Source organism: Clostridium sp. AF22-10 (genome assembly GCF_003478725.1).
GTDB lineage: Bacteria > Bacillota > Clostridia > Lachnospirales > Lachnospiraceae > Otoolea > Otoolea fessa.
Genome location: NZ_QUFZ01000007.1, coordinates 57,825 through 70,903 on the forward strand (window position 1 = coordinate 57,825; position 13,079 = coordinate 70,903).

Annotated in this window: 12 protein-coding genes and 2 riboswitches; of the genes, 1 reads left to right on the top strand and 11 read right to left on the bottom strand. The window is 47.6% G+C overall.

All coding sequences use genetic code 11. The annotated features are described in order from the left end of the window. Positions 1 to 39: 39 nt before the first annotated feature. From DWX91_RS06760 to DWX91_RS06810, 11 genes are all read right to left on the bottom strand, one after another. Complete coding sequence (locus tag DWX91_RS06760; RefSeq protein ID WP_107001407.1) at positions 40 to 633, bottom strand: TetR/AcrR family transcriptional regulator; 594 nt, start codon at positions 631 to 633, stop codon at positions 40 to 42. Between the two features lie 204 nt (positions 634 to 837). Beyond that, positions 838 to 1,593, bottom strand: a complete 756-nt coding sequence (locus tag DWX91_RS06765; RefSeq protein WP_182431314.1) for a HesA/MoeB/ThiF family protein — start codon at positions 1,591 to 1,593, stop codon at positions 838 to 840. A gap of 20 nt (positions 1,594 to 1,613) precedes the next feature. Beyond that, positions 1,614 to 1,811, bottom strand: coding sequence for a sulfur carrier protein ThiS (gene thiS, locus DWX91_RS06770; RefSeq protein WP_022360324.1), 198 nt, complete (start codon positions 1,809 to 1,811; stop codon positions 1,614 to 1,616). 39 nt (positions 1,812 to 1,850) lie between these two features. Continuing rightward, positions 1,851 to 4,061 carry an aldehyde ferredoxin oxidoreductase family protein gene (locus tag DWX91_RS06775; protein WP_207662794.1) on the bottom strand — a complete coding sequence of 737 codons (2,211 nt, stop codon included), beginning with the start codon at positions 4,059 to 4,061 and terminating at the stop codon, positions 1,851 to 1,853. Between the two features lie 15 nt (positions 4,062 to 4,076). Beyond that, the gene (locus DWX91_RS06780; RefSeq protein WP_022360326.1) at positions 4,077 to 4,463 is read right to left on the bottom strand and encodes a 4Fe-4S binding protein; all 387 of its coding nucleotides are present in this window, start codon (positions 4,461 to 4,463) and stop codon (positions 4,077 to 4,079) included. Continuing rightward, complete coding sequence (locus tag DWX91_RS06785) at positions 4,463 to 4,915, bottom strand: MOSC domain-containing protein (protein ID WP_118472602.1); 453 nt, start codon at positions 4,913 to 4,915, stop codon at positions 4,463 to 4,465. The genes DWX91_RS06780 and DWX91_RS06785 overlap by 1 nt, the downstream gene beginning before the upstream one ends. Before the next feature lie 13 nt (positions 4,916 to 4,928). Further along, a complete protein-coding gene (locus tag DWX91_RS06790; protein WP_118472601.1) occupies positions 4,929 to 6,836 on the bottom strand; it encodes a molybdopterin biosynthesis protein in 1,908 nt (635 codons plus the stop codon). A gap of 74 nt (positions 6,837 to 6,910) precedes the next feature. Continuing rightward, positions 6,911 to 8,140 (bottom strand): gephyrin-like molybdotransferase Glp, encoded by a 1,230-nt coding sequence (gene glp / locus DWX91_RS06795; RefSeq protein WP_118472600.1) that lies wholly within the window; start codon positions 8,138 to 8,140, stop codon positions 6,911 to 6,913. Between the two features lie 249 nt (positions 8,141 to 8,389). Continuing rightward, positions 8,390 to 8,530, bottom strand: a riboswitch (molybdenum cofactor riboswitch). Positions 8,531 to 8,672: 142 nt separating this feature from the next. After that, positions 8,673 to 9,383, bottom strand: coding sequence for an ATP-binding cassette domain-containing protein (locus tag DWX91_RS06800; protein WP_118472599.1), 711 nt, complete (start codon positions 9,381 to 9,383; stop codon positions 8,673 to 8,675). Continuing rightward, the gene (locus DWX91_RS06805) at positions 9,370 to 10,053 is read right to left on the bottom strand and encodes an ABC transporter permease (protein ID WP_022360331.1); all 684 of its coding nucleotides are present in this window, start codon (positions 10,051 to 10,053) and stop codon (positions 9,370 to 9,372) included. The genes DWX91_RS06800 and DWX91_RS06805 overlap by 14 nt, the downstream gene beginning before the upstream one ends. Before the next feature lie 185 nt (positions 10,054 to 10,238). Beyond that, on the bottom strand, positions 10,239 to 11,183 hold the full coding sequence (locus tag DWX91_RS06810; RefSeq protein ID WP_243098998.1) for a substrate-binding domain-containing protein: 945 nt from the start codon (positions 11,181 to 11,183) through the stop codon (positions 10,239 to 10,241). A gap of 127 nt (positions 11,184 to 11,310) precedes the next feature. Continuing rightward, positions 11,311 to 11,432, bottom strand: a riboswitch (molybdenum cofactor riboswitch). A 724-nt stretch (positions 11,433 to 12,156) separates the two neighbouring features. On the opposite strand from DWX91_RS06810, the gene DWX91_RS06815 reads away from it, so the two are divergent. Then, a complete protein-coding gene (locus DWX91_RS06815) occupies positions 12,157 to 13,077 on the top strand; it encodes a trans-4-hydroxy-L-proline dehydratase activase (protein WP_118468393.1) in 921 nt (306 codons plus the stop codon). The last annotated feature ends 2 nt before the right edge of the window (positions 13,078 to 13,079 follow it).

Sequence of the window (13,079 nt, forward strand, 5' to 3'; positions counted from 1 at the left end):
ACAGAAAATACCCCTAAGAAGCATTTTCCGTCTGCTTTTTTATTTGACTTCCTGCTTTACACGCACTCCGCCGAACAGCAAAGGCATTGTCTTTCTTGTATACTCTCCAAGCGCATAGCCACCGTCTGAAATGCAGTAATCATAGATGATTGCCCTCTCGCAGAGTGCATACATATGTGCAATCTCGTAATATGGCATACTGCGGGTAATCTGCCCCCGGCGCTGCCCCTCATCGACCAGCTGATTTACCATCTTATAGTAAAAACGGTTCTGGTTTAAAAGATGCTTATCCCCCTTTGTCACCACCTGTGAGGAATAGAGTGACGCCAGAAGCCCTACCGGGATATCCGACTCTATCAGATCATGTACACTGAAGCAGAGCGTCATAAGCTTGTCAAAGCTGTCCATCTCCGGATCCAGCGCCTGCATTACCTCTTCATACTTTGCATCAAAGATCTCTGGGAGAGATGCCAGAAGCTCATCCTTTCCACTATAATAATGATAGAAGCTTCCCTTTGATGTTCCAGACTGCAGGATAATCTCATCGATCGTCGTCTCCTCATATCCCTTCTCATGAAACAATTTCCATGCAACACGGGCAATTTTTGCTTTTGTGTTATTACCCTTCGCCATTTGCCTTTTACCTCTTAACTTCTCAATAATCGTAATTTCAGGGAAACATTCCTGGTCATCTAATTTACCTTTTTGTTTACCTGAATCCAGCCGAAAGCAGAGTGGATAATCTTCCTCATCTGCTTTCGACAATTTAATTTATTTTATCATTCTTTTCCTGTGAAGTAAAGAGATTGTTCCATATGTCTATTTTTAATACCGTTTTCACATCCGGTGAACTTTGGTATGTGCATGGCAGCTGCACTGGGGATGCACCGGAACTTCTATCAGATCCGTGGACCACGTTTTGGCATCAATGAACAGCATTTTTCCAATCAGCGCCTCTCCCTTGCCCAAAAGAAGCTTCAATACTTCTGCCGCCTGCATACACCCGATCATGCCGGGAATCACGCCAAGCACACCATAAGCAGCCGAATTCGGGTTTCCGGATGGGTCCTTTGCCTCCGGACAGAGACAGCGCAGACATGGTCCGTCCGATGCGAACACGGTAACCTGTCCCGCAAATTCACAGATAGCTCCATATACATCCGGCTTTCCCAGCTTCATGCATGTATCACTCAGCAGATAGCGGGTTGGAAAATTATCCGAAGCATCCACAATCACATCAAACTTTGCAAGAATTTCTTCTGCATTTTCAGCTGTAATTCCCTCTGGGTATACTTCTACCTGCACCGAATGGTTCCGGCTCTGAAGCTGCTCCGCCGCCAGTTCTGCTTTTGCCTTTCCAATGTCCTGTTCCCGGTAAAGGATTTGCCGCTGCAGATTGCTGACATCCACCCGGTCAAAATCAGCAATCCCGATCGTACCGACTCCTGCTGCTGCCAGATAGAGGCTGACGGGAGATCCAAGTCCCCCCGCCCCGACTACCAGCACCCGGCTTTCCGCCAGCTTTTTCTGTCCTTCTTCTCCTACCTCCGGCAGGAGAATATTTCTTTTATAGCGTTCTTTGTCTATCTCCAAACCAGCGTCTCCTTTCTGAATCAACCGCCCCCCAGTAAATGATAAATCTTCAAATCATCTGCTTCTTCAAGTGTTACTTTATCATAGTCTTCTGGCCAGACCAGCTGCCCATTTACCTTCACGACCAGCTTGGGCCAGGTAAATTTCATGTGTTCCATCACACCCCTGATTGTCAGTCCTTCATGCCAGTCCGGATATGGACGGTTATTCAGTACCATTATATCCACTTCCCTTCTGCAACGTATTAATGAATAGTCTTACTGAAGCGGCTCAACTACTTCCAAAAGCTCCGGAAGATCCATGCCAAGCTCTTTCAGGTGTGCAATTGTCGGAACGCCGTTTAAATTCCAGCCGCGCTTCGGATATACCGCATCAATCAGCTTCTCATATTCCCCTTCTCTGTGCTTTCTGGTCGCAGCCATCTTTTCCTTTAAGGACATTTTTTCGACTTCTTCTTTTGTAAAACCAACCAGCTCTACCAGCTGACCATCGTAGCGCTCCTGACGGGACAGATATTCTTCTTCCGTAACCGGTCCCTGGGAGCGGTATGGAATCGCATCGTTCGCACGCAGTCCCTTGCCCAGACGAATGTTGAAAACACGCTGGAAATTGTAGACACGCTCGGACATTTTAATCATCTCATCCCTATCAATCTTGACCCCAGTAACACCATAATAAAGATCCAGATAGTTATCTACGTGCTCCGGTACCTTCGCCGGTTCATCGGTCAGGCTGTTGTCAGCCGGTACAATATCATTCCACGGCAGCTTGCAAAGTCCCAGAAGACCAAACCAGGTTCTAAACATCGGATAGTAATACAGCGCCTCCGCCTTATCCTCAAAGGTAGGAATCTGGTTATTTACCTGATCCATGAAAATCAGCCATGCCTCATCATGCTGCGGTCCCTTATTGGTCAGACCATAGCCGCCCTGCTGCGCCAGGGATTCTTTGGAAGCATACTCTGAATATTCAAGTCCCTTCTGTTCCATCGCAATATCATTCATGAAATCCATATCGCCCCAGCCCTGCGCTGCAAAATACTCTTTCTGCTTGTGGCTTCCAAGTGCCGCAATCTTGCCAAAGCCTTCGTTTCGCGCCATCTGGTGCAGCAGCTCCAGCTCCGCCTCTGCATTGCCCCATACAAGCTCCAGACCGCCGGTTCTCTCCTTATTCAGGATACCATTTTCATAGCATTCCATCAGGAAGGCAGTCATGGTGCCAAAGGAAATCGTATCAATGCCATATGTATCACAGTAGAAATTCACTTCCAGGATTACCTGCGGATCGGTTACGCCGCAGTTCGGACCAACACCGGCTGCTGTCTCATACTCCGGACCATCCACACATACTTTATGTCCCTTATACGGACCTGTCTTTAATTCAAACTGATCGGCTGTTTTAGCACACGCCATCGAACATCCATACCAACATCCGTCCGCTCCGCCCTGGGTCAGCCATTTATTTCTCCATACCTCCGGTGCCATCTCATCGATCTTATCCGTTCCGCCATATTTATAATTGCGCGTCGGCAGAATATCATAATCGCTCATGATACGCAGGGAGTATGCCGTTCCGGATTTACGCATTGAATTCTGTTTGTCATCCTGTGTCGCCACCTCACGATGGAATTTCAGGCCATCCCGGTTCAGGATACTGATATCATATACATGGTTCAGATTTGCTTTTACGCCTTTAAAATGGCATACCAGCGCTTTAATGTGCTTGTCCGCAAAGACACGTCCGATACCACCACGTCCAGCCTGTTTTAAGCGGACTACATTTCTTTTCGGATCATAGAATGTAAAATTCAACATAGAGAGGTTGCAATGATCCGCCGCCGAACCGGAGCATACGACCGCCACGTTTTTGCGATCATTGTCATCCTCCGCATACATGGTTGTCAGCTCTTCGCCCAGTACATGTGCATCTTTATGCTCTAACGGTGCTTTTTCAATTGAAACGGTTCCCTTATTGCCATCGATGACAATAATCACGTCTTCCTCCGCTTTTCCAGTCAGCTCGATCACATCAAATCCGGAGAATTTTAAGAATGGACCAAAATATCCGCCGACGTTTGAATCAATCGGGATATCTGTCATCGGTGAAATGCTGCATACCAGGCATTTTCCGGTACCGCCGTACTGCGTAATTCCGGCAATCGGTCCTGCCGACATGGTAATAGCATTTTCCGGAGAGTCCCACTTTGTATCCGGCTTCGTTGCATCCCACAGATAACGCAGGCAATAACCTTTGCCGCCGGTAAATTTTTCTTTGACCTCCTGAGGAATGTCGATCATATCGATGGTGTTATCTGTCACATTGATTCGAAGGCGCTTATCCGTATATCCATGATACAGCGGCTTTGGCTCATATGTAACCTGATTGAGAACCGTGTGGGCCTCTTTCATTTTTTTGATTTCTTCCATATCTGCGTCCGCATAACGCGGAAGATCACACATTTTAATCATGCCTTTCTCCTCCCTTTACTCTTCTACCAGACGGATCGCTCCGGTCGGACATGCTTTTACGCACAATCCGCACGCCGTACATTTGGACGGCTCCAGATAATCATCACACTGTACCATAACATTCTCCGGACAGAATCCAACGCACATCAGACAGCCGGCACATTCTTTCTTGTTCAGCCGGTAAACGCCTCTCGCATCCTCCGTAATCACACCTGTATTGCACACTTCAGAACATTTTCCACACTGTGTGCACACAGCAATATGATGGCTTCCATCCTCCTTGTCGGTAATGCGGATGCAGGATTTCATTGGATCCGAAACCTTGTAAAATGCCTTCGAACAGGCTTCTTCGCACTGGTGGCAGCCAATGCAGAGTGATTCATCTTTCTCTAATCGTCTCATCACAGTTCCTCCTTTTTGCCTAATTTCATTATTTCATCCGAAACAGATACATATCCGTCCCGAATCACTTCCAAAAATATGGCTCCTGCCGAAAGGCGGCAGAAAACTCCTTTTTCATGGTAAATACACTCTGGAAAACACTTTTTTCCATACCCGGAGACGCGGAACACCGCCCCTCCCGCCGCCAGAAGATCCCCCGTATTTAACTGAGTGGTATCTATTCCCTCCGTTATCAGGTTTGCCTTGTAGCGGCGGAAGCAGAGTCCCGGTTCTGTCTGCTTCTCCATCCAGTCCCGGGTTTCTCCCGCCAACAGCGAAGTCTGCCTTTCACCTCCCGCTGCATGCCGGTCACCCTCCATTCCGATCCCCCTTCGGAACCAGGCGCTCTCCACGGCTTCTCCCGGCTGTCCCCTCTGCCGGAACACATATAATTCACGCACAACTGCTCCCATCTAATCCCCTCTTTTATAAATATAAAATTTCTCCGGTTCTTGCCAGCCCATAACCACCGAGCTTCTCCACTCTCTCTGCAAACTCCCGGCTTTTCAAAACCGCCAGAAAATGCTGTACCGGTGGAAAATCCAAAAATCTGACTGGAATCGCAAAGTCATACTCTTCCCGTCCAACCTCAATAAAATCAAGTCCCATTGCCCTGGCTGCCGACTGGATTCCCATGCCCGCGTCTGCATCGCCGCCGGACACGGCAGCCGCCACTGCCATATGCGTTGCCGCCTCTCTGTCATATCCGTGAATTTCTTCCGGTGAAATACCGGCTTCCTTCAGCTTATAATCAAAAAGAACTCTTGTCCCCGCTCCTCTTTGTCGGTTGACATAATTCAAGCCACGTAAATCTTCAATTTCATGGATTCCAAGCGGATTTCCTTTTTTTACGATAATTCCCTGAATTCGCTCAACGCCCTTGACAAGTGCCATTTTTTCACCCGCAAACAGTTTTTTCAGGATCGCAATATTATATTCTCCTGTCTCTTCATCCAGCAGGTGGGTCGGAGCCAGATGCGCTTCTCCCCGCTTTAATGCCATTAAACCGCCCATACTGCCTACATGCGTACTGGAAAGGTAATTACCCGGGTACATACACGGCAGCAAATCTGCCATCACATCCAGAATCAGATCATGGCTTCCGATTGCCACTGCCGTACTTCCAATTTCCTCCAGAGAACGGTATAGCTCTACGTCAACGGTATCTCCCGCCTCGACCCCCTCGCTGTTCTGAGGAATCACACAGAACCCGTCTGCCCGCACCAGGCTCATCGCTGCTCCCGCCCCGCGCGCCAGTGGAGAAGCGACGAGCTTGTCGCCCACTTCTCCTACTTTCACCCGCACATACTCTTTATGTTTCAGGGATGATACAAGGCGTTTAGATATGACAGCCCGCACCGTCGTGCCGGCTGTTTCTGTACGTCCTGCCAGTTTCTGCAGCACAGGAATTACAAAATTTTCAAAGTTGATATAGGCGGATACCGGATATCCCGGAAGTCCGATCACCGGTTTTCCATTGACAATCGCCAATATTACCGGTTTTCCCGGCTTGATTGCCACCCCGTGTACCAGAACCTCCCCCAATTCCCGAAGTACATGAACCGTAAAATCTTCGGTTCCAGCACTGGAGCCGGCATTGACAATTACCATGTCATAGTTTTCAACCGCCTCTGCCACCTTTGCTTTCAATGTTTCATATTCATCCGCAATCGGCGGAAAACGATGGGGCGCACCGCCATGTTCCGTTACCAGTGCCTCAAACACTCTCGAATTCGATTCGATGATGTCCCCATCCCTGGGTTCCTGTCCCGGCTCTATGATTTCGGTTCCCGTCGGAAAAATCGCTATCGACGGCTTTTTCAACACCTCAATCTCTGTAATTCCGCCAGACAGGAGAACACCTATATCAATCGGGCGTATCTCATGATAACCGGGCATCAGCATCTCACCCGCTACGATATCTTCTCCGATCGGGCGCACATGCTGCCATGATGCAGCTGCATCCGTAATCTGCACCGAGCCATCCTCCTGCTCCAGCAGATCCTCCGCCATGATAACTGCATCGCATGGTGCGTGAATCGGATCGCCCGTATCCACCACTGTAAAATCTGTACCTGGATATAGGGTAAGTGGTTTCCGCTCCGATGCTCCCTTTGTTTTCTCTGCCTCAACCGCGATTCCATCCATCGCCGCCGCATTGTAAAGCGGAGAACAATATTTCGCATAGACTGCCTCTTTTGTAATCCGGTGCAGACTTTCCGTCACGGGAATCCATTCTGCCTTGGGTCTTAATAATTCCTCCAGTGCTTTCTGGTAAAGGGCTTTTGCCTCCTCCACCGGTGTATTATTCAGATATAAATTTCTCTTTCCCATCTCTGCCTCTATTCTGTTTCCACCAGGCTCTGCCGATCCTTTATTCTCCGTCGCCCTTCTGGAAGCAATTCATTTTAAAAACGGTATACCTTCACCTGCTCACCTTTCTTCAGTCCCTCCTGATTCATATCAATCAGAACGTAGCCGTCTGCCTCTGCCATCGTCGAAATCAAGCCTGATTTTCCAAATACCGGTTCTGCCTCCAGCCCTTGCGGAGCTATTTGAAGCTTTACCAGCAGGCAGGTTGTTTTTCCGGGTGCCCCCGCCAGGTTCGTTGTCATAAAGGCTTCTAGCGGAGGTTGATCTGGCTGACCGGTTACCTGCTTCCAGAGCCACACAAATAATAAGTGGAAAACGGTAAGCGCTGCTGCCGGATGCCCAGGAAGTCCTCCTAACAGCGTATGTTTCTCTTTATCATATCCCAGAATCGTCGGTTTTCCCGGTTTCAGTGCCAGCCCATGGGTAAATACTCCCTCCTTGGAGATGCGGTTTAATATCTCCATAGTCATGTCCTTCTTTCCCTGGGAACTTCCTCCGGAGATCAGAATCAAATCACAGGCTTTGACCGCCTCCCTGATTTTGTCCTCTAAAAGTACCTCTTCATCCCTCACTGCCTCTGCCGAAACAAGCTCCAGACCTGTCTTCTTCACATAACAGGACAGCGCCCATGTATTAATATCCCGCACCTGTCCCGGTCCAGGAACCTGATCGTTCCTGACCAGTTCGTCGCCCGTCGATAGAACTGCCACCTTCCACGGTTTAAAAACCGGAACCTGAACCACGCCAAGCGCTGCCAATGTTCCCGCCTGCGCCGGGCCAATCCGGGTTCCCGCTTTAAGGACTATATCCCCGGTTTTTACATCTTCTCCCGGAAGCACGATGCATTTCCCATACGGAACATTTTCATACAGGGCAACCTCATCTGTTCCGAACCGTTCACTGTATTCTACCATCACCATGGCATCTGCCCCTTCCGGAACCATGCCGCCGGTCGGCACATAGGCACAGGTGCCCGGTTCAATCTTTGATACCGCCGGATGTCCTATCTCTACTTCTTCCAGCACCTTCAGAAAAACCGGGATACTTTCTGTTGCGCCCGCCGTGTCCTTTGAACAGACTGCATACCCATCTACACTGGAACGGCGGAATGCAGGAATCATTTCCCCAGAGACAATATCTTCTGCTAAAATACAGCCAGACGCATCTGCAAGCGCAACCCGCTCCGTCTCCGGCAGGCACTCTTTTGCCGCTTCAAGCAGACGTTCCCGCGCCTGCGCCAGCGTATCAACTTTCAATAACTTCATAATTCCTCCCTTGCGGCATGATTCTTCTTCGCGAAGGTACGCATCCACGCGAAGTGCTTTTGATTCATAGGCCGCCTCTCCGAATGAAACAAAAAAACGAATACAGAAAACATTCCGCTCTCTGTATCCGTTCCTGATGATGCAGTCTGCCTCTTACGGCTTTCTGCTGATATTCACTTATCTACATCAGGCTTTGCTTGGGCTGGCGGAATTTACTGCTCTTTTCCAGAACTTCCGGGTCTTCATCCCGGTCATCCGAGAGCTATTCCTTTCCAATGCATCGTCTGATGCGGGGAGGCACCCGCGTTTCCCCGGATACCCATTGGCTTTTCTTCCATCCTGTGAATCAGTTCACAGCTTAGGCAGAAAAGCTCGAAATCAACTCTGTATAACTGCCGCTCTCGTGCGACAATTCTCTTTCTCATGATTTTCTACCAGAAATTATACCACATTTTCACAAACTGTGTCAATCATCCCAAGCAAAACTCTTTCCATTTTTTTCACATTCAGCGCAATCATCTCGCATTTTTATTCATATTTCTGAACTTTTTTCATTTTCGCGATATGAAACCTCTGTATCTGCCAGATATCGACGTATGGACGGGTGAGAGGGGTGAAGAAGGATTTCTTCCGGTGTTCCAGACACCAGAACATTCCCCTGTTCCATAAAATGTACCTGGTCACAAATCTTGCGGACATGCACCAGCTGATGGCTGATTAGCAGCCATGTCATCTTATTTTTCGTCTGCTGCTCCCGCATCAGCTGTTCAAACAATTCTGTACTGTCAGGATCCAGGTTGGAAAGTGTCTCATCAACAATCACAAACGCAGGGTCAAATACCAGAGCCCTGATAAATGATAATTTCTGCTGTTCCCCGCTGCTCAGGGAACGGGCATACTGATTTTTTTTCTGCAGAAGCCCACATCGTTCCAGCCAGGCATCCATCTTCGCCTCATCTGGGCGGATTCCCCGTATTTTCAGCGGATAGATCAGGTTCTGATACACCGTATCATGCAAAAGATACGGTCTCTGTGTTGTCATCGTGATATCCCGGGGTGTCAGTCCCTCGTAATCAATCCTCCCGCCATCTGGAACCAATATCCCCTGTATCAGCTTGGAAAGTGTTGTTTTTCCGCAGCCATTGGTTCCTATCAGACCATGAACCTTCCCGCTCTCCAGATACAGTTCCTCGATTTGAAGCGTAAACTGACCCATCTTCTTTTGCAGCTTAGAGATTTTCATCCGGTGTCTCCTCCTGTCTGAAATGTTCTGCCAATGTCTGTACCGCAAATGCCAGAAGCATCAGGATCACTCCCAAAAATACCCCTTCATAATAATCGCCTGCACCTTTCAGGGTTGAAATCGCAGTCGTCATTGTCCGGGTGCTGTTTTTTATATTTCCACCTACCAGAAAGACCGCCCCGACCTCACTGATGGAACGCCCATATCCAGACACAACCGCAAAATAAATTTCATTTTTCATTTCACGCAGCAGAAGCCGCGCGGTCTGATGCCGGTCAGCTCCCATCGTCCTGGCAAACGCCCGGATCGAAGGCGCCGTGCGGACCGCATATGAATATACCATTCCACAGACGATCGGAGTAATGATCAGAACTTGAGCTGCCACCATTCCTTTGATCGTAAATACCCATCGAAGCGCCCCAAACGGACCTTTTTTTCTCAAAAGCATATATGTGAGCAGTCCGATGACAACCGGAGGTGCTCCCATCAAGGTCCGGTTCACGCGGACTACCAGCTTTTTTCCTGGAAATTTCGTCTGCTCCAGCACAAGTCCCAGAAAAATTCCAAGCATGGACGCAATCAAGGTTGACCAGAAAGACATCACCAGCGTTACCCGGATAGAATCTATCACTCCGACCGTACCAAAAAATTTTGAAAACAGGTTTCCCATATTTTTTCTCCCAGCATATCCACTGAAACACCTTATGTTCTGCAGGCGTTCTCATTTTCTCAATTCTTAATGACAGAAAAACCGGAAAAAGTGCATCCTCCCTTCTCCGGTTTCCTGTTTATACATTATAAATTCTGCAAGGTTCAACTGCCTGCTTTATTCGTTTAAATACGCTAATTCCAGCACTACCACATATCATCCGGCAGTATTTTACTTCTGCTCTGCATTCGGGAAGAATAACGCTCGCCGTACTCCTTTACGCCGTATTCACCGATCAGCGTCTGGATTTCCGGAGAACAGATCCACTTGATAAACGTATTCGCCGCCTCGTTGTTGACATCCGGATATTTCTCCGGATTTACTGCGATAACGCCGTACTGGTTTAAAAGTTCCTTGCTGCCTTCACATACAATATCCATATCCGGGAAATCTGCCTTCTTGGCAAGCCAGGTACCGCGGTCAGACAGGCAGTAGCCACCTTTTTCATCTGCCATCGCCAGTGTATCAGCCATTCCAGCGCCTGCCGATACATAATTTGGATTGCTCTCATAATCTGTAATTCCCAGCTTCTCCCAGATTCCGGTCTCCTTGTTATGGGTACCAGAGTTGTCTCCACGGGACACAAATGTCAGCTGCTCGTCCATGATCTGCTTAAATGCAGCGTTGATATCATCCGTCTTTGCAATCGGACCATCCTTCGGTCCTACGATCACGAAATCATTATACATAACCTGGAAGCGCTCTACACCGTAGCCGCTCTCCACAAATTCTTCTTCTTTTGCTTTAGAATGAACCAGTATCACATCGACTTCACCATCTTTTGCTTTCTGAATCGCATCACCGGTTCCTACTGCCGTCCACTGTAAGTCAATACCTGTATCCTCTAAAAAGATTGGCTTTAAGTAATCCAGAAGACCTGTATTATCGGTACTGGTCGTCGTTGCCATCAGAAGCGTCTCTCCGGATGCTTCCTTGGTCTCCTCTGCACTGCTTTCCTCAGCAGCCTCTGCGGTTGTCTCTGCGGCGCTTTCCGCCTCCGTTGTCTCTTTTGCGCTTCCGGAGCAGGCTGTCATAGACAATGCTGTCATGGCCGCCATTGCCAATGCAATGATTCTGTTTGTCTTCTTCATGAAATTGTTCTTCTCCCTTCTTTTGTTTAAGAATACGCTGAAAAACATTTCATCGGAACGAGACTCTGGCAGAGGATGCGCCGCCTTTTACCAGCTGCCTTTCTTCCTAATAAGCAGCAGGTCCTACTTCTCTTTCCAATGCATTTCTTTCCAAATGCGGGAGGCATCCGAGTTTCCCCTGATACCCATTGGCTGTAAACCCTGACAATATACTGTGTTAGGTTTTTCAGCTCGAAATATAGTTTTCCTGGCTTCTGCTGTCCGGGTTCTTCTAATACTTCCCGAAACATCCTTATACATTTTTACTATACCATGTCAAAATTCCTCTTGTCAACCGGGCAACTTTCACATGAGCGAAATTATTTCATTTTTTGTTACTGTTCACGCATACGTGCCCAGTAACGGAATTTGCCGTGGCTTCGCATTTAAATACGGCAAATTCCTGCTGCCACCACGCTTTCTTACGGCACTTTCGGTTCCAAAAGTGCCTACCTGTGAAACAGTATCCATTATTTCAAGCTTCGTATTCATTTTGTTTTCTACTGCTCTTTTCTACGTGTTATTCTGGTTTTTTAGCTTTTTTTCACTTCTATCTTGATTTTCACTTTTCATATTTGTGCGACGCCTTTTTAACTGTGCTTAATTTTTTGTTTTTGTTTTGTATTTTATGAATATTCACACCATTTTATCTTTTCTACAATTTTCACTTTCTTTTCACGCATAATATCCTCACTTTTGCCGATTGTAAGCCCCATTTTTCTATGGTATCTTATATGTTATATTAATTTTCTTTTATAGTCATTCCGCACTCCGCTTGTTTCAGCGTGATCGGATGATTATTTTTCAGATTCGTCTGTTAAAAATTAAATTAATACATTTTTTTCAATTTACTCTTGTATTCTTGAGATGGTTGTAGTATTATAGACTCAGAACTAGAACACAGTCTAGTTTTTTTGCAAAGGAGGGGGAAAGAATGGCAGAAACTCCTTACATATTTAACATCCAGAAATTTTCAACGCACGACGGCGATGGTGTCCGCACCACGATCTTCTTCAAGGGATGTCCCTTACGCTGCATGTGGTGCCACAACCCGGAGAGTCAGCATTATTATAAGGAACTGATTTTTCATCAGCACAAATGTACCACCTGCGGCCGATGCGTTGCAAAATGTAAACAGGGAGCCAATTCCATCGTAGACGGCAAGATTGTATTTGACCGTTCCAAGTGTACCGCCTGCGGCGTCTGTACCGACTGGTGCATCACAGAGGCCCGGGAGTTGGCCGGTAAGGAATACACGGTAGATGCACTTGTCAAGGAAGCGATGAAGGACAAAATCTTCTATGAGCAGTCCGGCGGCGGTGTAACACTCTCCGGCGGCGAGGTTATGGCTTCCCAGCATATGGACTATGTGGAAGAAGTCTGTCGCAAGCTCCACGAGAACGGTGTCAGCATTTTCATCGACACCAGCGGCTACACAGATTATAAGAATCTGAAGCGGATTCTTCCTTACGTAGATGTTTTTCTCTACGACATCAAGGTGATGGATCCGGAAGACCACAAGAAATATATCGGCGTTGACAATTCACTGATTCTTGAGAACTTAAAGAAATTAAGTGATGAGGGCGCTGGTCTTTACATCCGGCTTCCGATTATCCAGCAGGTCAACGCAACCGATGAACACATTGAAAGTGTCATCCATTTCCTGAAGGAAAATAATATTCACGCACGTCAGGTAAACCTTTTACCTTATCATGACATCGGAAAGGGTAAATACGCCAGCCTCGACATGGAGTACCATGATGATGAGATGAGCGTACCGGTGTCCGAGCTTATGGAACACTTTAAGTCCATGTTCGAAGAACAGGGATTCAACAAAGTCAATATAGGAGGATGATT